A 22,389-nucleotide genomic window follows, 5' to 3' on the forward strand; every position below is an offset into this window, starting at 1 on the left:
ATGTGGAAGCGAGCCTGCTCGCGAAGGAGTGTTTACTGGCGAAACAGATCAGCCCGCCAGACCGACAAACATGTCCTGCACATCGTCATGGTTGTCGAGGCCTTCGAGGAACGCTTCGACTTCTGCCATTTGCTCGTCGCTCAGGCCGCTGACCGGATTCTTCGGCTGGTAGCCCAGTTTCGCCGACAACACCGTGAAGCCCTGCTCCGGCAACGCCTTCTGCACGGCGTCGAGGTCAGTTGGATCGGTCAGGAACAGCGTTGCGCCCTCTTCACCCGGTTCGAAATCCTGGGCGCCGGCTTCGATCGCGGCCATTTCCGGATCGGCATCGGGGGTGTCCGGCGAGGCCTCGATCATGCCGACGTGGTTGAACATCCAGGCCACCGAACCGGAAGCGCCCAACTGGCCCTTGCGGAAGGCCACGCGGATTTCCGCCACGGTGCGGTTGATGTTGTCGGTCACGCACTCGACGATCAGCGGCACCTGATGCGGGGCAAAACCTTCGTAGGTGACGCGATGGTATTGCACGGTCTCGCCCAGAAGACCGGCGCCTTTCTTGATCGCGCGGTCCAGGGTTTCTTTTGGCATCGAGGCTTTCCTGGCCTGTTCGACCACCAGACGCAAATGCGCGTTGGTGGCGGTATCGGCACCGTTGCGGGCCGCGATGGTGATTTCCTTCACCAGCTTGCCGAAGATCTTGCCCTTGGCGTTGGCTGCCGCTTCTTTGTGTTTAACCTTCCACTGTGCGCCCATTACTCACTCTCTTGATCTGTGGCGCCGAGACATCTATTGGCCGACGCGTGGCGCAAGTTTATACGGCCTAAAGTCGGCAATCGACCAGAAAATGCCGGGGCCGAATCGACATCTTCACCAAACCCCGTAGGACTCTTCTGAAAAACCGCTTTGACATGACCATTCGGCCCGGCGGTTTCGTACCCTCTGTGGCCCGAATCGCCTGACAGAGCCCGCTCGATGCTCAATGACAAGGAAAGTCCCTTCACCCTCACCCTGACCGACAGCGGATTGCGCCTGCCGGTGTTGCGCTTTCGCGGTGAAGAAGCGCTCAACCAGCCGTATCGCTTTGACCTGCGGTTGATCGGCGTCGCCCCGGCGATTGCGCCCGGCACGCTGTTGCACCAGCCGGCCTTTTTGCACCTCAGCGCGCACCATGGCATTCACGGTCTGATCGCCAGTGCCAGTTGCGAGCATCGCGGCACGCATCGTGTCGGCTATCGCCTGAGTCTGGTGCCGCACCTGCAAAGATTGGCGCAAGGGAGTAAACGGCGCGTGTTCACCCAACTCAGCGTGCCGCAGATCCTGCAGCGTTTGATGGCAGAAAACGCCCTGCCGGGCGACGGTTACCGTGTCGAAATGAGCGTGGGCCAGTACCCGCCACGTCCGTTTTGCGTCCAGTACGAGGAAAGCGATCTCGCGCTGATCCAGCGCTTGTGCGAAGAGGAAGGCATTCACTACCACTTCGAACACGGCCCTGCCGGACATGTCGTGGTGTTTGCCGATGACAGCCTGAGCCTGCCGCAAGAACCCCTTCCGCTGGCATTCAAGGCCGATGAGCAGACGCCGTCGCCTTGTGTCAGCGCGTTGTATCAGCAGCATCACGCCGCCCCCGTGGCAGCGCTTCCGCGCGTGCGTGACCGCGGGCAGCGAGCGGCCTATCAAGACGCTGCCAATCAGGTGGCCGCGGATCCGCCGCCCTTGAGGCCTTCGCCTGAACAATCTCACCTCGAACAGCGCAGCCGTCGTCATCTGCAACGAAAACGTTGTCAGTTGCGCTCCATCGAGGGCCGCAGCGACTGCTGCGCGTTGCGTAGCGCAGGCTTGCTGATGGTCACCGAACACCCGATCAGCCACTTCAACGAGCATTGGCGGATCACCTCGGTGCGCCATCAGGGGCAATCGCCGTCGATTCTTGACCCGACCTGCGTGGTGCAGCGCTATCACAACGACTTTAGCGCTCAACCCTGGTCAAGCGACTTCCGCCCGCCGCTGCAGCAACAACGCCCCAGCGTGGTCGGCTATCACTTGGCGCGCGTGCTCGGCGCGTCAGGACAGCCGGCGCAGCTCGACGCGCAAGGGCGTATCGCCGTGCAACTGTGGCCGCAGGCCGAGGCGCACGCTGACGATAGCGATGCGGTTTGGCTGCCCATCGCCATGACGCGGGTCAACGGGCGTATTGCGGCGGACGAGTTGCCTGGCGCCGGTAGCGAGGTGTGGGTCAGTTTCCTCGACGGCGATCCGGACCGGCCGATCATATTGCTCGGTCACTCGCGCAAGCTGCCGCCGCGCGAACCACCGTCCACTGGCGACAGCAGTCTGCTGCTCGACTGGCTGCTCAATGGCAGCGAACAGTAACCAGGGGGCGCTCAGCCTTTGTCGGCCTTGCCCGCGGCCGCGGCAAACTTCGCCAGCCGCACGTCCAGATGCCGTGGTCGGCGGCCATGGTCTTCGGCGCGCTCCTTGCGGCGAATGGCGTTGCGCACCAGCAGCGAACCCAGATAGCGGATCGGCTCTGGCGGGAAGTAGCCCAACGGACCATTGACCAGCGGCGAACGCGTCCACGGGTTATCCAGCCCTTGCACCAGCGACGCGAGAATCTGCCCGCCCATGTGACAGGGGCCGACCCCGCTGCCCGAATAGCCGAAGCCGTAAAACACATTGCCGCTACGGCTCATCTGGCCGAAAAACGGCAGACCGGTGACCGAGCGATCAGACGGGCCGTTCCAGGTCGCGTCGACTTTGACCTCGGAAAATGCCGGAAAGAAGTCGTCGAGGCTGCGCTTGAGCAACCCGGCATACGGTGACGGCTGGTCGAATACCGGCGACAGGCGACCGCCATAAGCGAAGGTATTGCCGCCCTTGCCGAGCATGATCCGACCGTCCGCGGTGTTGTGGTAGTAGTGCACGAAAATCCGTGAATCCAGCACGGTGACGCCACTGGTCAAGCCGATCTGCTGCAACAGGTCCGGACGTGGCTCGGTGATCAGCATGTCGCTGGAAACGATCGCCACGCTGCGCTCGAATTGTGGGAAGGCACGAGCCATCCACGCATTCATCGCCAGCACCACGCGGTCGGCTATCACGTTGCCGTTCGGCGTCTGGATGCGCGCCGGGCGGCCCTCCTCCAGGCCAGTCATCGCCGACTGCTCGTGGATTTTCACGCCCAACTGCAGCGCGACGCGGCGCAGGCCGCGCACCAGTTTGCCCGGTTGCACACTGGCCGCTGCGGGCGAAAACCAGCCCTCCAGGTGCTTTTGCGAACCGGCCATGCGCTGCACATCGGCCAGCGGACGCTGGCTGAAGGAGTTGACGCCGTTGCGCTCCAGCGCCGCAATCACCGCGTCCGTCGAACCGACTTGTGCGCGGTTGGTGGCGGTGTACAAAGTGCCGTCGAGACGGTACTCGGCATCGACGCCGTAATGCTCGCAAAACGCGCCGATGGCATGGATGCTGCGCTCCGACTCTTGCACCAGGCGTACAGCTTCCGCGACGCCGAACAAGCGCTCAAGGGTGAAATATTTCGCCGACCACGACAGCGCGCAACCACCGTTACGCCCACTGGCGCCCGCACCGCAGATATCGGCCTCGATCAGCCGCACGTCGAGTTCGGGGTTTTGCTGCTTGAGCATGATCGCGGTCCAAAGCCCGGTGTACCCGCCACCGACAATGCACACATCGGTACGCACGTCGCCCTGTAGCGGTGGACAGGTTTCGCTACGGTCAGCCAGCAAGGCCTGCTCCAGCCAGAACGGTCTCATGGGGTTTCTCCAGTCAGTTGGCCGCGCCACGGCCTGCCACACACCGCAGCAGGCCGCCGGGCAAGGGGTTCAGGAACGCAGCGGTTTGATCGTCAGCGGGCCATTGGGAATGGCGGCACGCGGCTCCATGACGCCGACGGGGCGACTGTTCCAGTGCGGAATCAGCACCAACGCCGAGAACAGCGCACAGCCGGCGAACACAATAAACACGGTCACCGAATCGAAATAACCGGGCAACAATCCGCCCAGCACCGCCCCGACCGAACCACAGCCGTTGACGAAACCGGCAGCCGTGGCGCCAGCCTTGGCTTTGCCGAAGTCGATGGCGGCGGCACCGCTGATCATCGAATCCGGACCGTAAAGGGTCAGGCCCATGACAAACAGCAACAGCACCACCAGCAACACGCTGCCGCTTTGCAACGCCGCCATGAACAGCGCCAGGGTCACGGTCAGCGCCAGCAGGCTCAGGACGCAGGCCGGCATGCGGCGGGCGCCGAACAGTTTGTCGGAGGCCAGACCGATCAGTATCGGTCCGAGCAATCCGGCCAGTTCGAACGCGGTGGGGATGATCGCTGCGCCGACCTTGCCGACACTGGGCATCTGCTCAAAGACAATCACCGGGCCCCACAACAGGATCGCGTAACGCGCCGGTTTCAACATGAAGTACGCAAGGCCGAGCACCAGCACCGTGCGGTTGCGCAGGATTTCCTTCAACGGCTCCCAGACACTGAGTTTGCTGTTGGCGGCGGTTTCTTCAGCCGTGAGTAGCGGCTCCGGTTCCACTGCGGGCAAGCCGACGTCTTCGGGTTTGTTGCGCTGGAAGATAAAGAACAGCACCGCGACCACCGCGACCACCGCCGCGCTGGAAATGAAAGCGGCATGCCAGCTGCCGATCAGCGTGTACGCCCACCAGCCGGCGAATGGCGACGCCACCAGCCCGCCGAAGGCGTAGCACGAACTCCATAACCCGAGTACGCGCCCACGTTGCTGCGCCGGGAAGAAGCTGCCCAGGTTTTTGCACAACCCCGACCATCCCGTCGATTGCGCCAGCCCCTGAATCAACATGCAGGTGGCAAAGATCGGCAGCGTGGCGAAACTGCCCATCACCAGCGCGGCGGCGGCAGAAATCAGCAAGCCACCGAGCACCACAACCCGGGGGCCGAAGCGGTCGGCGAGCATGCCCCAGGTGAATTGGCCGATGGCATAAGACGCCAGATAAATCGCGTCGAGATTGGCCATGGTCATCTTGTCGAGCATGAAGCCCGGGTCTTCGGCGATGCCCAACTTGGCTACCGAAAACGCTTTGCGGGTGAAATAGAAAGCGGCGTATGCGAGCCAGGTGATAGCGAAAATCTGCACGCGCCAACGCGCAAGGGTGCCGATGTGCTTGTTCATGGTGGTTCTGACCTCAGGGTGTGAGTGTGCCGGCAGAATCGTTAAGAAAAACGCCTGTGTTTTTTATTGTTGAGCACTGCGATACCAGCGCGTCCCTGCGCCGATAGCGGTCAGATGAGTCCTGTTGTTGCACGCCCAGGCTCATGGGCCAACGCTGCTGCCCGAACGGACAGTCAGCGATGGCGTGAGCCGATCAAAGCAATTACTGTTTAATAAATAAAATCGATTTATCGTATTTCACACATAAGCTCAGCTTGTTACTGAGTTGAGCTGCGCTCGTCATCCGGAGTCGCCATGTCCGTTTCCCACGCCCAACTCAAAGCCTTCCACGCCGTGGCCGTGCATGGAAGCTTCACCCGCGCGGCCGAGCGCCTTTACCTGACGCAACCGGCGATTTCCGACCAAGTGCGCAAACTCGAAGAACGCTTCGGCGTGTTGCTGTTTCACCGCAATAAACGCTCCGTGCGCCTGACTGACCTCGGCGAGCGGCTGCTGGCGATCACCCAGCGTCTGTTTGTGATCGAAGCCGAAGCTCAGGAGCTTCTGCAGGAATCTCAGGCGCTGCAAACCGGCAGCCTGATTCTGGCGGTGGATGCGCCGGTGCACGTGCTGCCGCAGATTGCGCGTTTTTGCGAGCGCTATCCGGGAATCAGCGTGAAGATCGAGACCGGCAATACCGACGAATCGCTGTTTCGCCTGTTCAATTATCAGGCCGATCTGGCGCTGCTTGGGCGTGATGTCAGCGATGAGCGCTTGCTGTGCGTGGCGCTGCGTAACGACCCGATGGTCGCGTTTGTTTCACGCAACCACCCGTGGGCCGATCGCGCCTCGATCTGTCTTGCGGATCTGGATGACACACCCTTGGTGTTGCGTGAACACGGTTCGGTGACGCGGCAGACGCTGGAAGAAGAAATGGCGCGCGCCGGGTTTCGCATTCGCCCGGCGATCCAGGTTGAAGGCCGGGAGGCGGCGCGCGAGGCGGTGGTCGTGGGGATCGGCGTCGGCGTGGTTTCCGCTGCGGAGTTTGGCGCCGACTCGCGGGTCTGCGCCCTGCCGATCACCGATTGCACCCGGCGCCTGACCGAGACGCTGGTGTGCTTGCGCGAGCAGAGTTCGCGGCGAGTGGTGGCGACGTTTCTCGATATGGTGCGCGAAAGTCTCGTGTAGGCAGCATCGGCCCCTTCGCGAGCAGGCTCGCTCCCACCGTCAAATGGGCGAGCGAGCCTGCCCGCGAATAAGTCGCCTCGGTCTTCAGTCAGGGGCCAGGTCAAAAAATGCCTGAATCAAGCGCAACTCGCGCCGCCGCTCCATGCAGCCAATCATGTGCCGGTTCACCAGCCCGTCCCCGGCAAGCGCAATCGCCACCACGCGCGGGTCATGGCTGACCTCCACCGAAGACACCACTCCGACACCCAACTCAGCCGCCACTGCTTCGGTGACGGCCTCGCGACTGTCCAGTTCCAGCAACACCCGGGGATGAATCGAGGCCTGGGCGCAGGCCTCGTCGAACGTGCGACGGGTGATCGAACTCGGCTCGCGCAGCACCATGATCACCTGATCCAGCTCCTTGAGTTGCACCTCAGCGGAACGTGTCGCCCAAGGATGCGCCGCCGGCACCAGGGCGCAGATCCGCGACTCGCTGAGCGCTTGCAGATGCAGGCCTTTGCGTGGCTCGACCTGCGTCAGCACGGCCACATCGGCATGTTCCGAGAGCAGCGCTGCCAGTGTTTCCTGGGCATTGCCCAGGCGCAGATTCACCGTGATCCCCGGATAACGCGCGCGCAGGCTGGCGAGCATCGGCATGACCATGTGCGGGCCGTCTGCCGCGACTTCCAGGCGGCCGGTCAGCAATTGGCGATTGGCTTCCAGCAGGGCCTGCGCCTCTTCCGCCAGACCGAACATGGCCCGGGTGATCGCTGCCAGTTTGGTGCCCTCCTCGGTCAGCTCCACCCGTCGCGCGGTGCGGCGCAGCAGGGTGATCTGGTAATGCTCTTCCAGCGCCTTGATGTGCCCGGTGACCGCCGGCTGACTGATAAACAACCGCGCGGCGGCGCGGGTGAAGCTGCCTTCCCGGGCCACGGCGTCGAAGGCGCGCAGCTGAAACAGGTTCATGAATAACCCTCACTGATGGCTGGCATAACAACAAACAATTTGATTGATGACACGGCGAATTGCAACGTATGCCCCGTAGCTTCATCCCACAGCGCTTTCGCGAGGACACACGAATGAGTACCGCCGCTCCAATTCTGCTCACTCCCGGCCCGTTGACCACGTCGGCCCGCACCCGCCAGGCGATGATGGTTGACTGGGGCTCGTGGGATGATCGCTTCAATCAACTGACCGCCAGCCTTTGCGAGCAACTTTTAGCGATTCTCAACGGCGCCGCCAGCCATCACTGCGTGCCGTTGCAGGGCAGCGGCACCTTCGCCGTCGAAGCGGCCATCGGTACGCTGGTACCGCGCGACGGCAAAGTGCTGGTGCTGATCAACGGTGCGTACGGCAAGCGTCTGGCGAAAATCTGCGAAGTGCTCGGCCGCTCGTTCAGCACCTTCGAAACCGCTGAAGACGAACCCACCACCGCCGCTGACGTCGATCGCCTGCTGCGCGCCGACGCGGACATCACTCACGTTGCGCTGATCCACTGCGAAACCAGCACCGGCATTCTCAATCCGCTGGCGGAAATTGCCCAAGTCGTCGCGCAACACGGCAAACGCTTGATCATCGACGCCATGAGCTCCTTCGGCGCACTGCCGGTGGATGCGCAAAAAATACCGTTCGACGCGCTGATCGCCGCGTCCGGCAAATGCCTGGAGGGCGTGCCGGGGATGGGCTTCGTGTTCGCGCGCAAAGACTCGCTGGCCGCAGCGGCTGGCAATTCGCACTCGCTGGCGATGGACCTGTACGACCAGCACGCCTACATGATGAAAACCGGACAATGGCGCTTCACCCCGCCGACCCACGTGGTCGCAGCCCTGCATGAAGCGCTGCTGCAGTACCTCGAAGAAGGGGGCCTGCCGGCGCGGCATGCGCGCTACGCCGCCAACTGTCAGGCATTGATGGAAGAAATGGGCAAACTCGGCTTGCGCAGCTTTCTGCCTGCGGCGATTCAGGCGCCGATCATCGCCACGTTTCATGCACCGCATGATCCGCGTTATCAGTTCAAGGAATTCTACGAACGGGTCAAGGCCAAGGGTTACATCCTCTACCCCGGCAAACTGACCCAGGTCGAGACGTTCCGCGTCGGCTGCATTGGCCATGTCAGCCCTGACGAGATGCGCCAGGCCGTCGCCGCGGTGGGCGACGTGCTGCGCGAGATGGAAGTGCTGGAAATCTGAGCCTTACCCCCTGTGGGAGCGGGCTTGCTCGCGAATGCGGTCGCGCATTCAACATGGATGGCGACTGACATACCGCCTTCGCGAGCAAGCCCGCTCCTACACCGAATTTTATTGCCAACTCAGGAATGTGACTGCCATGAACTACACCAACCCAAGCAAGCTGCAAGCCGCCATCCTCGACTGGGCCGGCACCGTGGTCGATTTCGGCTCTTTTGCGCCAACGCAGATTTTTGTCGAAGCCTTCGCCGAGTTCGACGTGCAGGTTTCCATTGATGAAGCTCGCGGGCCGATGGGCATGGGCAAGTGGGATCACATTCGTACCCTGTGCGATCAGCCACAAGTCGCCGAGCGTTACCGCAAAGTGTTCGGCCGCACGCCGAGCGACGACGACGTCACCGCCATCTACAACCGTTTCATGCCACTGCAGATCGAAAAGATCGCTGAGCATTCGGCGCTGATTCCGGGCGCGCTGGACACCATCGCGCACCTGCGTCAGCAAGGGATCAAGATCGGCTCCTGCTCCGGTTATCCGAAGCCGGTGATGGACAAAGTCGTCGAACTGGCCGCCCGCAACGGCTACGTCGCGGACCACGTGGTCGCCACTGATGAAGTACCGAACGGCCGTCCCTGGCCGGCGCAGGCCCTGGCCAACGTGATTGCGCTGGGCATCGACGATGTCGCCGCTTGCGTGAAGATCGACGACACCGTGCCGGGCATTCTCGAAGGTCGCCGTGCCGGCATGTGGACGGTCGCACTGATCTGTTCCGGCAACGCACTGGGTCTGGACTACGAAGCCTATCGCGCACTGGGCAGCGATGAACTGGCCAGCGAGCGCAAGCGCATCCATGCCCAGTTTGCAGACGCTCGCCCGCATTACATGATCGACACCATCAGCGATTTACCTGAGGTGATTGCCGACATCAACCAGCGTCTGGCCAACGGAGAGATGCCGCAGAACACTTGAGGCTGAAAAACAAACACCGCTGATCAATGATAATCAGCGGTGTTTTCTTTTTGTTCAAAACCAGGACAACGCTCGGTAATTATTCACTGCGACACAAGATCGCCCGATGCATCGTAAGCCACTCCGTCGGGATGTTTAACACTGCCATCCGGCAACTGTTCAGTTCCATCTTCCCAAACAATACGGCCATCCGGATATTCAACGGTATTATCCGGCCAGATGATCCGCCCGTCCGGATACTCTACCCTGCCGTCTGCATGTTGGATGATGCCGTCGGGACGTTTGACCGACGTTTGTCCGGCATCAACGACGCTACCGTCAGGCAGTGTGGTCGAACCATCGACGTTGGCGGTCGCACCGAAAGTCTGGATCAGCGCGATCAACGCCACCGGATCGACGTTGATATTGAGCGTCGGCCATGGCATTGGCGGGCGCTTGTTGGCGGCCGGCGTAGTCGGAGCTGTCGGTGCGACCGGCGTGGTTGGTGCCACGGGTTTGGTCGGTGCCACTGGCTTGGTTGGCGCCATTGGTTTGGTCGGCGCAACTGGTCTGGTTGGCGCCGGCGGCTTGGTTGGCGTCACTGGTTTGGTCGGTGCCACCGGTTTGGTTGGCGCAACTGGTTCGGTCGGCGCCACCGGCTTGGTTGGTGCCACTGGTTTGGTCGGTGCCACTGGCTTGGTCGGCACCACTGGTTTGGTCGGTGCCACCGGCTTTGGCGTCGTGGTAGAGGGGCGAGGCTTCGGAATTGGACTTTTCATATTATTCTCAAATTAAGTAAACATACTTTAAATCTTTAAACTAAAGATCCGAGCAGACAATAATTACCTCAAACAAACTAATCAAACCAAAAGGAATCACAGAATATAAACAACATCAAGTTACGCCAGACAGGGCTTACCGCAGAAATTTCAATAAATAACAACATGAAAACGGATACTGAATATTGTTTTTTGCTGCAAAAAACCTCACGTACTCCAGGCAAAAACATCGCGGCAGGTTTACAGTGAAACGAGTGCCGTGATGTCGGCCTGATTGCACTCTGATCGCGAGGACACACCGTATGCCGTGGACAAGTTCAGAATCACGCTACAGCACCGTGTCGGTGTTGCTGCACTGGCTGATGCTGGTGTTGTTGGTGCTGGTGTACGCCAGCATGGAATTGCGCGGGTTCTTTCCCAAGGGCAGCGGCGGCCGTGCGCTGATTCGCGAGATGCACTATCTGCTCGGTCTCACCGTGTTCGTGCTGGTGTGGTTTCGCCTGCTCGCGCGCAGCCTTGGCCCGGCGCCGAAAATCTTCCCCGCTTCGCCCGCCTGGCAGACCCTGTTGGCGCGGCTGATGCATTGGGCGTTGTACCTGTTCATGCTGTGCATGCCCATCCTTGGCTGGCTGATCACCAGCGCCGAGGGCCATCAAGTCATGTTTTACGGTTTCGACTTGCCGCTGCTGGTCGGTGAAGACAAGGCGTTCGCCAAGCAGGTCGAAGGCTGGCATGTGCTGATTGCCACACTCGGTTACTGGCTGATCGGCCTGCATGCGCTGGCGGGGATTTACCATCATTACGTGGTGCGCGATAACACGCTGCTGCGGATGATGCCCAAGCGCGGCTGAACTCAGGGCGTCGCGGCAAATCCGCGTCGCCCTTGCAGGCCGCCCGTGTGGATGAAGACCAGACGCGTGCCGACGGCAAATCCGCCCGCTTCGACGTGTTGCTTGAGCGCCAGCAAGGCCTTGCCGGTGTACAGCGGTTCCAAGGGAATGCCGCTGGCCTGCCCGGTCTGCTCGATGAAGGTCAGCAATGCCTCGTCAACCTTGGCGAAACCGCCACGGCTGGCGTCGATCAGTTGATAGTCCGCCGCGGAGTCGTTGGCTTGCGCGAAGATCGACTCGATGTTCGGCGCCACGCCGTGATCGTCCGGCACCGCCAACGCGCCATACAGCGACCGCTTGCCATTGTCGGCAAGCGCCAGCCCGGCCAACGTCGTGCCGGTGCCACACGCCAGCCACCACGCGTCGAAATCCTCCCAGCCCAGGCTCGCCAACTGCGCATCGACCTGCTGTTTGATCGCGGCGCAACCGAGTGCGCCGGCCAGGCCACCACCGCCCTCGGGCACGGCATACACGTTCGGATATTGCATCAGCCACGGAATCCAGAAACCCGGTTGATGCCGCGCGCGGTAGCCCGCGTAACCCAGCCAATGCAACTGCATGCCGAACGCTTGCAGATCCTGCACGGTCGGTGTGTTTTGTGGGTGTCCGCGCAGCAGCCCGACTGTCTTGAAACCCAGCCGCTTGCCCGCCGCCGCCAGCGCATGCAGGTGATTGGAATGCGCCCCGCCGAGGCTGATGATGCCTTCGGCGCCGGCACGGTCAGCGGCTTTAAGGTGCTCGACGAGTTTGAACCACTTGTTGCCGCTGATCAGCGGATCGATTTGATCAAGGCGCAGGACCGCAACTTCAATGCCGGCAGTGGTCAGCCAGTCGAGATGAAGGTATTGGAGGGAGGCTTGGGGTAGCCAGCCGGAGGAAGGCAAAAGCATGGGCGGCCATACTATCGGAACAGAGCCGGCATTCTAGCCATTCATGAACAGCTATCGCGAGCAAACCTTGTGGGAGCGAGCCTGCTCGCGAAGGCGTCGTGTCAGTCGAACTCTAATTGACTGACATTGCGCTTTCGCGAGCAGGCTCGCTCCCACAGGTTTAGCGGTGGAGCTTAGAGTTCTGCAGCGAGGCGCGAACCCTGATTGATCGCGCGCTTGGCATCCAGCTCCGCCGCGACATCCGCGCCGCCGATCAAGTGCACATTCTGCCCCGCCGCAACCAGACCCTCGTGCAGTTCACGCAGCGGATCCTGGCCTGCGCAAATCACGATATTGTCAACCGCCAGCAGCTGCGGCTCGCCGGTTTCGCCAATGCGGATGTGCAGACCCTGATCGTCGATGCTCAGGTATTCAACGCTGTTGAGCATCTGCACCTGCTTGTTCTTCAGACCGGTCCGGTGAATCCAGCCGGTGGTTTTGCCCAGGCCGTCGCCGACCTTGGTTTTCTTGCGCTGCAACAGGAACACTTCGCGCGCCGGTGCATGCGGTGCCGCTTTGATCCCGGCCACACCGCCACGGGCTTGCAGTTGCGTATCGATGCCCCACTCTTTCCAGAACGCGGCGCGATCCTGGCTGGTGGCCACGCCTTGATGGACGAGAAACTCCGAGACGTCGAAACCGATGCCGCCAGCGCCAATCACCGCAACACGCTTGCCCACCGGCTTGCGCTCAAGGATCACGTCCAGATAGCTCAGCACCTTGGCATTCTCGACCCCGGGAATCGCCGGTACACGCGGGGCGATACCGGTGGCAAGAATGATTTCGTCATAGCCGCCCTCGACCAGTTTCGCCACGTCAACCCGGGTGTTCAGGCACACCTCGACGTTTGTGGTTTGCAGCTTGCGCTTGAAGTAACGCAGGGTCTCGAAAAACTCTTCCTTGCCCGGCACGCGCTTGGCGATGTTGAACTGTCCGCCGATTTCGCTGGCCGAATCGAACAGCGTGACCTGATGGCCGCGTTCTGCGGCCACGGTCGCTGCGGACAAACCGGCCGGGCCGGCGCCCACCACGGCGATCTTCTTGATCTGCTGCACCGGCAGATAATTGAGCTCGGTTTCATGGCAGGCGCGCGGGTTGACCAGGCAACTGGTGAGCTTGCCGCCGAACGTGTGGTCCAGGCACGCCTGGTTGCAACCGATGCAGGTGTTGATTTCGTCGGCTCGACCTTCAGCGGCCTTGTTGACGAAGTCCGGATCGGCGAGGAACGGCCGCGCCATCGACACCATGTCGGCATCGCCTTCGGCGAGAATCTGCTCGGCAATTTCCGGTGTATTGATGCGGTTGGTGGTGATCAGCGGAATGCTCACCGAGCCGCGCAATTTGGCCGTGACCTTGCTGAACGCCGCACGCGGCACTTTAGTGGCGATGGTCGGAATTCGCGCTTCGTGCCAGCCGATACCGGTGTTGATAATGGTCGCACCGGCCTGCTCGATGGCTTTGGCCAGCGTAACGATCTCGTCCCAGCTGCTGCCGCCCTCAACCAGGTCGAGCATCGACAAACGGAAAATAATGATGAAGTTCGGGCCAACGGCTTCACGCACACGGCGGACGATTTCCACCGGCAGGCGCATGCGGTTTTCGTAGCTGCCACCCCAACGGTCGGTGCGGTGGTTGGTGTGCGCGGCGAGGAACTGGTTAATGAAATAACCTTCCGAGCCCATGATTTCGACGCCGTCGTACTCCGCGGACTGCGCCAGTACCGAGCAGGTGACAAAATCGCTGATCTGCTTCTCGATGCCTTCCTCGTCCAGCTCTTTAGGCTTGAACGGGTTGATCGGCGCCTGAATCGCGCTCGGCGCTACTTGCCTGGGACTGTAGGCATAGCGCCCGGCGTGAAGAATCTGCATGCAGATCTTGCCGCCCGCTTCGTGCACGGCGCGAGTGACGATGCGGTGCTTGAGCGCTTCCTCTTCAGTGGTCAGTTTGGCTGCGCCGGAGTACACGCCGCCCTCGTCGTTCGGGCCGATGCCGCCGGTGACCATCAGGCCCACGCCGCCACGGGCACGTTCAGCGAAGTACGCCGCCATGCGCTCGAAGCCGCCAGGTTTTTCTTCCAGACCGGTGTGCATCGAGCCCATCAGGGTACGGTTGCGCAGCGTGGTGAATCCCAGGTCCAGCGGGGCCAACAGGTGCGGGTAATGAGCGGCGGTCATCGGTAACTCCACAACGAGCGATCACGGAAAAAGTGCGGGAGGTCTACGTCCCCCGTCAGGCATGTGCGACAGACTAAGAGTCGCACTGCTGTCACTCAATGACCGTAACTGACAAGTTAATGATCCAAATGCGCAACACCCCTTGGCAAGCGCAGGCGCGCGCCCTACCCTAGTCGGCACACCCTGTACCCGGCTGTTGTTGGATTTCATGCGCAAACTTCTGTACCTGTTTTTTTCCATGGCCATCGTCGCCGCCCTGACCACCTACGCCATGTGGGCGGCAGACCGGCCGGCGGGCCATTACCTGTCGGACCTGCGCATCAAACTGGCGCTCGACCAGGGCACGCGCGCCGAGCGCGGCAATCTGCTGGGCATCCAGCCCGAACTGTTTCCCACCGACTACCAAAGCCCCGAGCGTCTGCACCGCAAACTCGCAGCGTATTTTCAGCAAGCGCAGGATCAAGGCCTGTTGAATGAAAAGACCGTGGTCGTGCTGCCGGAAAACGTCGGCACCTGGTTGATGATCAGCGGCGAAAAAGACGAGTTGTATCAGGCCTCGACCGTGACCGAGGCGATGAACTGGCTGGCGGCAAGCAACCCCTTGCTGTTTGCGCGCGCCTGGCTCAGCGCCAAGGGCAGCGACCGGCTCAGCGACGCGCACCTGCGGATGAAATCCACAGCGATGGCCAAGGATTACCAGGCGCTGTTCGGCGGGCTGGCCAAGGAGTTTGGCGTGACACTGGTGGCCGGCTCGATCGTGCTGCCGGAACCGAGCATCCGTGACGGTCAGCTCAAGTCCGGCAGCGGTGCGCTGTACAACAGCAGCGTGGTATTCGGCCGCGATGGCGTGCCGCTCGGCCAGCCGCAACGGCAGATGCACCCGGTGTTCGATCAGCGCGAGGTGATCGAAGGCGCGGACAAGCACCTGATCGGCGTGGTTGATACGCCCGCCGGACGTCTCGGCGTACTGATTGGCAGCGACAGCTGGTACCCGGACAACTACCGTCGACTCGACGCGCAAGGCGCGCAGTTGGTCGCGGTGCCGGCGCAGGTGTTCGGCCAGGACGCCTGGAACCAGCCTTGGCGCGGCTACAAGGGGTCGAGTACGCCGAAGTCGGTCAGCCTCAAACCCGGTGAAGTCAGCGAAGGCGAGGCCTGGCGTCGGCTGACCCTGACCGCACAACCGCCGAGCAGCCGCGCGATTGCCGGTGTCAGCGTGTTCCTGCGCGGGCAGTTCTGGAATACCTCCGGCGTCGGCCAAAGCTTTATCAGCAGCAACGGACAGCAGTTCGCCGATGGCGAGGCCCGTGGCGCGCGCATGTTGAATATCTGGTTGTAAGGCCATGAAGCCGCTGCCGATGCGCCTCGGGGATCTGTCGGTAGGCTTTGTCCACAGCCTCGCCGACGCGGTACGCAGTCATGCGCTCGATCCGCAGCCGCTGCTGGAACAATACGGCCTGGACCCCGCGCGCCTGGCCGAGGCCGGGGCGCGCTTGTCGATCCCACGCTACATGCGCCTGGGCCATGCGGCGATTCAGCTGACCGGCGATGCGGCGCTGGGCTTGTGCATGGGCCGGCTCAGTCGCCTGAGCCAGGCCGGACTGGCCGGTGTCACCGCCGCGCAAGCGCCGACCGTGCGCGAAGCCGCCCGTTGCCTGATCCGCTTCGAGGCGCTCTACGGTTCCAACTATCGAGGCCAGTCGAGCTTTCACGAAGACGCCCACGGCGCGTGGCTGCGTTTTTATTCGATCAGTCCTTACAACGCCTACAACCGTTTTGTGGTGGACTCGATCGTCTCCGGGTGGCTGCATCAACTCTCAAGCGTCTGCCACGAACCGCTGCGCGCCGAACGCATCGAGATCGAATTCGCCGAGCCGGACTACCGCGAGGCGTACCACATGCTGGGCGATTGCCCGATCCAGTTCGGCGCGGACGGCAATCAGTTGCGCCTGAGCCTGGACAGCCTTGCACGGCGCAATCCCGAGCATTGTCCGAGTACCTGGCGACACCTGTTGCACCTGTGCGAACGCGAACTGGAGCAACTGACGCGAACCCGCAGCCTGCGCGAACGCATCATTCAGCTGTTGGGGCCGTTGCTCAACGGTGGACGGGAGCCGGAGCTGGAAGAAGTCGCGGCACGCCTTAAGCTGCCGACCTGGACGTTACGGCGCAAACTGGCCGAGGAAGGCACGCAGTTTCGCGCGATCCTCAACGACACTCGCCGCGACCTGGCGATGACTTACATCCGCGACACCGAACTGGCGTTCGGCGAGATCGCTTACCTGCTGGGTTTCGCCTCAGCCGAAGCGTTCCAGCGCGCCTTCAAACGCTGGAGCGGCCAGACGCCCGGCGAATTTCGCCGCAGTCACCGCAAGACAGCTTAGGAGCAGCTGCAAGCTGCAAGCTGCAAGCGAAGGCTAGAGTTCGGTGGCGTCGTCGGCGGGCTCGGGTTGATCCAGTTCGTACGCCTGGTATTCGAGCAGCTCTTCTTGATATTCATCCATCGCGTAATCCCCCTGCTGCTCTCTTGAATGGGCCTGGGCCTGAGCCAATGCCCAGTGCCCCGAGCCTAACGTGCTCGTGTGAAGGAAAAGTGAAACCCGGCCTTCATGAATAAACGTAGCAGTGGGTCAGGAATTTATCGCGGGATTATCGTCGCGCGAATGTAACCAGATTTAAGCGGCGGCAAAAAAACTGTGGGAGCGAGCTTGCTCGCGAAGGCGGTCTTTCAGTCACATCGTGCTGAATGTACCGGCGCATTCGCGAGCAGGCTCGCTCCCACAGGGGTTGAGGTGCAGCTGTTTTATTGGCCCGAAGCAGGCATCGCCGGAATCGGCTCGGACGGCGGCGGGATGTCCGGGTTGGCCGGCGGCGTGATGGTTTCGGTCGTCGGAGCGGGTTCCGCGCTCGGCGCCGGGGTGATCGGCGCGGCTTCTGCAGGCGGAGCGACCGGTTCCGAGGACACTGGCGCGGTCTCGACGGGTGCGGGCGTCGGTTCTGCAGCGGGCGCAGATGTCGCGGCAGGCTCAGGCGCCGGCGTTGAGGTTGGCGTTGGCGTTGGCGTTGGCGTTGGCGCCAGTGGTGCCGGCGCCGCCTTCACCTCGGGCACGCCCAGGTCGGCCTTGGGTTTCTCTTCGATGTGCGCGGCCTTCTTCGCATCCGCCGGCAGGAACAATTCCACCAGCGTGAAGAAACGCTCATAGAACTTCTGCGACGTCACTGTCTCGCTGGCGACCTTGACCATCGAATCGTCGGACGAGCCGATCGGCATCGACACCGACCCCAGCACACCCACGCCGAGGCTGGCCGAGTTGTTGGTTTTCTTCAGCGCATAACGGTCCTGCAGGGCGTTGGCGAACATCGTGGCATGGTGCCCGCTGCTGCCGTCATCGGCGCAGACCACATTGAAGCTGATCTCCATGTGGGTGTCGCCGGTTTGCTGGAAACTCTTGTGGCCACTGACCAGCTTCGGGTCGCTACTGGTGATGATGTAGCCCTGACTGAGCAACGCACGACGCGCCGCCTCGCAACTCACCGCGTCGGTCACCGGGTAGTTGCGCGAAAAGGTGCCGGAATCATCGAAGTTCTCATGCTCATACATCGGCTTGTCTTTCGAACAGCCGGCAACAGCAGTCAACAACAGCGCCAATCCGACAACACGCATGGGAGTGGAAATCAACATTGAACATCCTGAGGAAAAACAGTGCGGGACGTATTGTGCAACAGATCTTCGCCCCGCGGCGTATGGATTAGTGTCTTGAAACAGTTACAACTCTATCGGCCCTGGGTTGCAGGGAAAAGTCGCAACGCCAGATGATCGATGAACACCCGTAATTTCGCGGTGGCATGGCGACTGGACGGCCACAGAACCCAGAATTGCCCGACATGCTGCAGGTGCGCGCCCAGCACTCGACACAAATGGCCTTGCGCCTCGGCTTCACGGGTCATGAAATCAGGCAGACAGGCGATGCCCATGCCCGCCAGCGCCGCATGGCTCACCGCTTCGATCGAGGTGCTGACCAGCCGGGTCGGCAACCGCGGTTCAGCGGCGTCTGCTTCGCGTATCAGCGGCCAGGGTTCGAGCTTGCCGGTGGCGTGAAAAGTATGCCGAAGACAGGCATGCGTCGCCAGATCAGCGGGCGTTTGCGGCACACCGCGCTGCTGCAGATAAGCGGGGCTGGCCACCAGCACCATGTGAAACGCCCCCAACGGCCTCGCCATCAAGCGCGAATCTCGTGGTTTACCGGTGCGGATCACCGCGTCGAACCCTTCTTCGACAACATCGACCATGCGATCGGTCAAGTCCAGATCAAGCTCTATCTGCGGGAACAACGCCATGAATTCGGTCAGGACCGGCATCACCAGTCCATGCACCTGCGGCAGGCTGATGCGCAACTTGCCATGGGGCTGGGCTGCGGCATCGCACAACTCCAGTTCTGCCGCCTCGACCTCCGCAAGGATCTTGCGACAGCGTTGCAAAAACAGCGCGCCTTCACTGGTCAGCGTGATGCTGCGAGTGGTGCGGTGAAACAGGCGCACGCCAAGGCGCGCCTCAAGTCGGGCAATGCTTTTACCCACCGCCGACGATGACACGCCTTGCAGCCGGCCAGCCTCGGTGAAACTGCGCGTCTCGGCGACCTGAACAAACACCGAAATACTGCCCAGGCTATCCACACCTCACCCCCATTGACGACATCCGTGTCCGATATGTTCGGAACCATAACCTGTTTTTCGCCGATGTGCAGCGCCCTACCCTGTGCTCCTCGTCAACTCTGCACAAGGATGCCGGTCATGAACGACACACAACTCTGTGACACCACGCTGACACCCGCAATCGATTCCGGCGCACGCTTGCCCCTGTCCGCACTGCTGGCCCTGGCCATGGCGGGATTCATTACGGTCATGACCGAAGCCTTGCCGGCGGGCCTGTTACCGCAAATGAGCAGTGGCCTGAACGTCTCTCAGGCACTGATTGGTCAGTTGGTCACGCTGTATGCGATCGGCTCGATACTGGCAGCGATTCCACTGACCATCGCCACTCGCGGCTGGCGACGCCGCCCGTTGTTGCTGGCCGCGATCGGTGGCTTTGCTGTCGCCAACAGCGTCACCGCGCTGTCGCAGTGGTACTGGCTGACGCTGATCGCACGCTTTATTGCCGGTGTATTTGCCGGATTGCTGTGGGCCCTGCTGGCAGGCTACGCAAGCCGCATGGTTGCCCCACACCTGCAAGGCCGGGCCATTACAGTCGCCATGCTCGGTGCACCGATTGCGTTGTCGCTGGGCATTCCCGCCGGCACCTTGCTCGGGACGCTGGTGGGCTGGCGGCTGAGCTTTGCGATCATGACCCTGTTGACCGTGATATTGGTGATCTGGGTACGTTGGCAAGTGCCGGACTTCGCCGGCGAACGCGAGGAAAAACGTCTGCCATTGCGTCAGGTGTTTACCCTGCCGGGCGTGCGATCCGTCTTGTTGGTCACCCTTACCTACGTTGTCGCGCATAACCTGCTGTACACCTACATCGCCCCGTTCCTGCAACCGTCCGGTCTTGCTGCCAAGGTCGATCGGGTGTTGCTGGTGTTCGGCCTGGCGTCGGTGTTGAGCCTGTGGATCGTCGGCAACCTGATAGATCGCTGGCTGCGCGAAATGGTGCTGACCAGTGCAGGGCTTTTCCTACTGTCGGCCATAGCGCTAGGAGTGTGGCGCGAATCGCCGAGCGTGATCTACCTCGCGACCGCTGTATGGGGATTGGCATTTGGGGCGATGCCGTCGCTGCTGCAAACCGCCTCGGCAAAAACCGCCGGGGATGCCGCCGACACCGCACAATCGATGCTGGTGACGCTATGGAATGTCGGAATTGCCGGTGGGGGACTGGTGGGAGGTCTGCTGCTGACTGACCCAGGTGTGGGAGCATTTCCGTGGATCGTCACGGGGTTGCTGGGGGTGACGCTGTATACGACGCTTAGCGCACGCAACCACGGGTTTGCGGCTGCCAGGTAAGTTTTCCGGTTGGCCTATACCGAGCACACTGACGGCCGCTACGAAAAGCAAAAAAAACCCCAGGCCAATCGACCTGGGGCTTTTTTTACAGCGACAACTCAGTCAGCCATCAGTACCGCTTGATGTCCGCCTGGCTCTCCAACTGCTTGCGATACGCCGCAAAGTCCTGCTGACCCTCACGGGACGCGAGGAAGCGACGGTACTGCGCCTTCTCTTCATCCGTCGGTGCCGCCGCTTCGTTAACGCCATTGAGGCGCACGATCATCAGGCTACCGTCCGGCAACGTGACATTGCTGAACGTCGGTTTGTCCTTGGATGCCGGCTTCGGCATGCGGAACAGGGCCTGCAGAACAGCCGGCTCGACACCTTCCTGACCACGGGTGGCCGCTTCGGTGACTTTCCAGCTCTGGCCATCAATCGCCTTGTCCAGTGGCGCCTTGCCGTCGCGCAGATCAGCGATCAGCTTCTCGGCACGGGTCTTGGCCGCAGCGCTGGCGTGTTCCTTGGTCAGTTGCGCACGGATGGCCGCGCTCACGCTTTCCAATGGCAACTGGGCAGGCTTGAGGTGTTCCTTGGCACGCAGCACGATCACGGTTTCCGGGTCCAGCTCGATGGCGGTGCTGTTGGCGCCTTCATCAATGACTTCAGGACTGAACGCAGCAGTGACCACGGCGCGGTTGGCAGCAACCCCTTCGCCACCCTCGCGGCCGAACGGCTTGGAGGTGTGCACGGTAAGCTTCAAATCGGCCGCTGGCTGAGCCAGATCGGACGCTTCGAACGCCGAATCTTCCAGTTGTTTGGTCGCCTCGACGAAACGCTGCTCGACCTGCGCGGCTTTCAGCTCGCGGGTCAGCTTGTCTTTCAGGCTGGCCAGCGTTGGCACTTCAGGCGCTTCCACACCCAGCAGCTTGATCAGGTGATAACCGAAATCGGTACGAACCGGCTCCGACACCTGGTCTTTCGGCAACGAGTACAGCGCTTTTTCGAATGCTGGATCGTAGACGCCAGGACCGGCGTAACCGAGGTCACCGCCATTGTTGGCCGAACCCGGATCCTGCGAAAACTCCTTGGCCAGCGCTTCGAACTTCTCGCCCTTGGCCAGACGTGCCTGGACTTCGTCGATCTTCGCCTTGGCCTGCGCTTCGGTGGTCTTGTCGTTCACTTCGATCAGGATGTGAGCGGCACGACGCTGTTCCGACAGGTTGGCGATCTCTTTCTGATACGCCGCCTGCAGGTCTTCATCCTTGACCGCGACCTGATCGAAGAACGAAGACTTCTTCAGTTCGAGGTAATCGATGATCACCTGATCCGGGGTCATGAACTCCTTGGCGTGTTCGTCGTAGTAAGCCTTGACCTCATCGTCGGTCAGCTTGACCGCCGCTGGATCAGCCTTGACCGTCAGGGTGGCGAAATCGCGGGTCTGTTTTTCCAGACGGGCGAAGGCCAGCACTTCGGCATCGGTCACGAAACCGCTGCCCGCGACACCGGCACGCAGTTGGCCGATCAGCATTTCCTGGGCCAGCATCTGGCGGAATTGCATGCGGTTGTAACCCAGTTGACGGATCACCTGATCGAAGCGCTCGGAACTGAATTTGCCGTCGACCTGAAATTCAGGCGTCTGCAGGATCACCTGATCCAACGCCGCTTCGGAGAAAGCGAACTTCGATTGTTCAGCGCCTTGCAGCAGCAGCTTGCGATCGATCAGGCCTTTGAGCGCCGATTCGCGGAGCATTTTTTCATCGAGCAAGGAAGCATCGAAGTCCTTGCCCAGCTGTTGCATCAACTGACGGCGTTGCATATCAACGGCCTGACTCAGTTCGTTCTGGCTGATTTCTTCACCGTTGACCTTGGCCGCCTCGTTGGTGTGAGTCGTGGCCTGGAAAATGGCGTCGAAACCGGTCAGGGCCATCAGTGCAACGATGACCCCGATAATGGTCTTGGCAATCCAGCCTTGTGAATTGTCCCTGATATTCTGCAGCATGCGTCCCCCAGAAACGGTTGAACTTCAATTTAGGCAACCGTGGAGCGTGGGTAGAATCCGGATAGAAGAAAGGCGCATCCGAGGATGCGCCTTCTCGTAACTGGCGGAGCGGACAGGGCTCGAACCCTCGATCCCGGCGTTACAGGTGCCTGTTCCAGCCACCTGCTCTACCGCTCCGCTGCCAAGTCAGGCT

General features: G+C 61.5%; 19 protein-coding genes. 8 read left to right on the forward strand and 11 right to left on the reverse strand.

Annotated features, from left to right (window positions below; all coding sequences use genetic code 11):
- Positions 1-48: 48 nt before the first annotated feature.
- The gene (locus tag HU755_RS18010) at positions 49-753 is read right to left on the reverse strand and encodes a YebC/PmpR family DNA-binding transcriptional regulator (RefSeq protein WP_186635060.1); all 705 of its coding nucleotides are present in this window, start codon (positions 751-753) and stop codon (positions 49-51) included.
- A gap of 219 nt (positions 754-972) precedes the next feature.
- On the opposite strand from HU755_RS18010, the gene HU755_RS18015 reads away from it, so the two are divergent.
- The gene (locus tag HU755_RS18015; protein ID WP_186635063.1) at positions 973-2,370 is read left to right on the forward strand and encodes a type VI secretion system Vgr family protein; all 1,398 of its coding nucleotides are present in this window, start codon (positions 973-975) and stop codon (positions 2,368-2,370) included.
- Between the two features lie 11 nt (positions 2,371-2,381).
- On the opposite strand, the gene HU755_RS18020 is transcribed toward HU755_RS18015, so the two are convergent.
- Positions 2,382-3,773, reverse strand: a complete 1,392-nt coding sequence (locus HU755_RS18020) for an FAD-dependent oxidoreductase (RefSeq protein ID WP_186635066.1) — start codon at positions 3,771-3,773, stop codon at positions 2,382-2,384.
- Positions 3,774-3,842: 69 nt separating this feature from the next.
- Entirely contained in the window at positions 3,843-5,168 is a 1,326-nt protein-coding gene (locus tag HU755_RS18025) for an MFS transporter (protein WP_186635069.1), read from the reverse strand.
- 294 nt (positions 5,169-5,462) lie between these two features.
- Between HU755_RS18025 and HU755_RS18030 the strand changes: the two genes are divergently transcribed.
- Positions 5,463-6,335, forward strand: a complete 873-nt coding sequence (locus HU755_RS18030) for a LysR family transcriptional regulator (protein ID WP_186635072.1) — start codon at positions 5,463-5,465, stop codon at positions 6,333-6,335.
- Positions 6,336-6,419: 84 nt separating this feature from the next.
- On the opposite strand, the gene HU755_RS18035 is transcribed toward HU755_RS18030, so the two are convergent.
- A complete protein-coding gene (locus tag HU755_RS18035; RefSeq protein WP_186635075.1) occupies positions 6,420-7,280 on the reverse strand; it encodes a LysR substrate-binding domain-containing protein in 861 nt (286 codons plus the stop codon).
- Positions 7,281-7,393: 113 nt separating this feature from the next.
- Between HU755_RS18035 and HU755_RS18040 the strand changes: the two genes are divergently transcribed.
- Positions 7,394-8,503 carry a 2-aminoethylphosphonate--pyruvate transaminase gene (locus HU755_RS18040; protein ID WP_186635078.1) on the forward strand — a complete coding sequence of 370 codons (1,110 nt, stop codon included), beginning with the start codon at positions 7,394-7,396 and terminating at the stop codon, positions 8,501-8,503.
- 136 nt (positions 8,504-8,639) lie between these two features.
- Positions 8,640-9,467, forward strand: coding sequence for a phosphonoacetaldehyde hydrolase (phnX, locus tag HU755_RS18045; protein WP_186635081.1), 828 nt, complete (start codon positions 8,640-8,642; stop codon positions 9,465-9,467).
- A gap of 83 nt (positions 9,468-9,550) precedes the next feature.
- Here the strand turns inward: phnX and HU755_RS27705 are convergent, their stop codons facing one another.
- Positions 9,551-10,225, reverse strand: coding sequence for a hypothetical protein (locus HU755_RS27705; protein ID WP_272978028.1), 675 nt, complete (start codon positions 10,223-10,225; stop codon positions 9,551-9,553).
- A gap of 302 nt (positions 10,226-10,527) precedes the next feature.
- Here HU755_RS27705 and HU755_RS18055 point away from each other — a divergent pair, with 302 nt between their 5' ends.
- Entirely contained in the window at positions 10,528-11,076 is a 549-nt protein-coding gene (locus HU755_RS18055; RefSeq protein ID WP_186635087.1) for a cytochrome b, read from the forward strand.
- A 2-nt stretch (positions 11,077-11,078) separates the two neighbouring features.
- Here HU755_RS18055 and HU755_RS18060 read toward each other — a convergent pair whose 3' ends face one another.
- Complete coding sequence (locus tag HU755_RS18060; RefSeq protein WP_186635091.1) at positions 11,079-12,005, reverse strand: 1-aminocyclopropane-1-carboxylate deaminase/D-cysteine desulfhydrase; 927 nt, start codon at positions 12,003-12,005, stop codon at positions 11,079-11,081.
- Between the two features lie 173 nt (positions 12,006-12,178).
- Entirely contained in the window at positions 12,179-14,218 is a 2,040-nt protein-coding gene (locus tag HU755_RS18065) for an NADPH-dependent 2,4-dienoyl-CoA reductase (protein WP_186635094.1), read from the reverse strand.
- A 208-nt stretch (positions 14,219-14,426) separates the two neighbouring features.
- Between HU755_RS18065 and HU755_RS18070 the strand changes: the two genes are divergently transcribed.
- Both HU755_RS18070 and HU755_RS18075 read left to right on the forward strand, forming a co-directional pair.
- Complete coding sequence (locus HU755_RS18070; RefSeq protein ID WP_186635097.1) at positions 14,427-15,557, forward strand: carbon-nitrogen hydrolase family protein; 1,131 nt, start codon at positions 14,427-14,429, stop codon at positions 15,555-15,557.
- A gap of 4 nt (positions 15,558-15,561) precedes the next feature.
- Positions 15,562-16,602, forward strand: a complete 1,041-nt coding sequence (locus HU755_RS18075) for an AraC family transcriptional regulator (RefSeq protein ID WP_186635100.1) — start codon at positions 15,562-15,564, stop codon at positions 16,600-16,602.
- Between the two features lie 33 nt (positions 16,603-16,635).
- On the opposite strand, the gene HU755_RS27710 is transcribed toward HU755_RS18075, so the two are convergent.
- The 3 genes from HU755_RS27710 to HU755_RS18085 form a co-directional block, all read right to left on the reverse strand.
- Positions 16,636-16,770, reverse strand: coding sequence for a hypothetical protein (locus HU755_RS27710; RefSeq protein WP_272978031.1), 135 nt, complete (start codon positions 16,768-16,770; stop codon positions 16,636-16,638).
- A 251-nt stretch (positions 16,771-17,021) separates the two neighbouring features.
- A complete protein-coding gene (locus tag HU755_RS18080) occupies positions 17,022-17,900 on the reverse strand; it encodes a DUF2242 domain-containing protein (protein WP_186635103.1) in 879 nt (292 codons plus the stop codon).
- Positions 17,901-17,992: 92 nt separating this feature from the next.
- A complete protein-coding gene (locus tag HU755_RS18085) occupies positions 17,993-18,892 on the reverse strand; it encodes a LysR substrate-binding domain-containing protein (RefSeq protein WP_186635106.1) in 900 nt (299 codons plus the stop codon).
- Between the two features lie 117 nt (positions 18,893-19,009).
- Between HU755_RS18085 and HU755_RS18090 the strand changes: the two genes are divergently transcribed.
- A complete protein-coding gene (locus tag HU755_RS18090; RefSeq protein WP_186635109.1) occupies positions 19,010-20,215 on the forward strand; it encodes an MFS transporter in 1,206 nt (401 codons plus the stop codon).
- Positions 20,216-20,324: 109 nt separating this feature from the next.
- Here HU755_RS18090 and HU755_RS18095 read toward each other — a convergent pair whose 3' ends face one another.
- The gene (locus HU755_RS18095) at positions 20,325-22,196 is read right to left on the reverse strand and encodes a SurA N-terminal domain-containing protein (RefSeq protein WP_186635112.1); all 1,872 of its coding nucleotides are present in this window, start codon (positions 22,194-22,196) and stop codon (positions 20,325-20,327) included.
- Positions 22,197-22,389 lie beyond the last annotated feature (193 nt).

Origin of the sequence: Pseudomonas sp. SWRI111 (assembly GCF_014268555.1) — a bacterium.
GTDB classification, from domain to species: Bacteria; Pseudomonadota; Gammaproteobacteria; order Pseudomonadales; family Pseudomonadaceae; genus Aquipseudomonas; species Aquipseudomonas hamedanensis.

What these genes read in the sequence shown, in the direction of transcription:
- HU755_RS18010 (WP_186635060.1), bottom strand. Translation starts at nt 753, where the DNA reads ATGGGCGCACAGTGGAAGGTTAAACACAAAGAAGCGGCAGCCAACGCC.
- HU755_RS18015 (WP_186635063.1), top strand. Translation starts at nt 973, where the DNA reads ATGCTCAATGACAAGGAAAGTCCCTTCACCCTCACCCTGACCGACAGC.
- HU755_RS18020 (WP_186635066.1), bottom strand. Translation starts at nt 3,773, where the DNA reads ATGAGACCGTTCTGGCTGGAGCAGGCCTTGCTGGCTGACCGTAGCGAA.
- HU755_RS18025 (WP_186635069.1), bottom strand. Translation starts at nt 5,168, where the DNA reads ATGAACAAGCACATCGGCACCCTTGCGCGTTGGCGCGTGCAGATTTTC.
- HU755_RS18030 (WP_186635072.1), top strand. Translation starts at nt 5,463, where the DNA reads ATGTCCGTTTCCCACGCCCAACTCAAAGCCTTCCACGCCGTGGCCGTG.
- HU755_RS18035 (WP_186635075.1), bottom strand. Translation starts at nt 7,280, where the DNA reads ATGAACCTGTTTCAGCTGCGCGCCTTCGACGCCGTGGCCCGGGAAGGC.
- HU755_RS18040 (WP_186635078.1), top strand. Translation starts at nt 7,394, where the DNA reads ATGAGTACCGCCGCTCCAATTCTGCTCACTCCCGGCCCGTTGACCACG.
- phnX (WP_186635081.1), top strand. Translation starts at nt 8,640, where the DNA reads ATGAACTACACCAACCCAAGCAAGCTGCAAGCCGCCATCCTCGACTGG.
- HU755_RS27705 (WP_272978028.1), bottom strand. Translation starts at nt 10,225, where the DNA reads ATGAAAAGTCCAATTCCGAAGCCTCGCCCCTCTACCACGACGCCAAAG.
- HU755_RS18055 (WP_186635087.1), top strand. Translation starts at nt 10,528, where the DNA reads ATGCCGTGGACAAGTTCAGAATCACGCTACAGCACCGTGTCGGTGTTG.
- HU755_RS18060 (WP_186635091.1), bottom strand. Translation starts at nt 12,005, where the DNA reads ATGCTTTTGCCTTCCTCCGGCTGGCTACCCCAAGCCTCCCTCCAATAC.
- HU755_RS18065 (WP_186635094.1), bottom strand. Translation starts at nt 14,218, where the DNA reads ATGACCGCCGCTCATTACCCGCACCTGTTGGCCCCGCTGGACCTGGGA.
- HU755_RS18070 (WP_186635097.1), top strand. Translation starts at nt 14,427, where the DNA reads ATGCGCAAACTTCTGTACCTGTTTTTTTCCATGGCCATCGTCGCCGCC.
- HU755_RS18075 (WP_186635100.1), top strand. Translation starts at nt 15,562, where the DNA reads ATGAAGCCGCTGCCGATGCGCCTCGGGGATCTGTCGGTAGGCTTTGTC.
- HU755_RS18080 (WP_186635103.1), bottom strand. Translation starts at nt 17,900, where the DNA reads ATGTTGATTTCCACTCCCATGCGTGTTGTCGGATTGGCGCTGTTGTTG.
- HU755_RS18090 (WP_186635109.1), top strand. Translation starts at nt 19,010, where the DNA reads ATGAACGACACACAACTCTGTGACACCACGCTGACACCCGCAATCGAT.
- HU755_RS18095 (WP_186635112.1), bottom strand. Translation starts at nt 22,196, where the DNA reads ATGCTGCAGAATATCAGGGACAATTCACAAGGCTGGATTGCCAAGACC.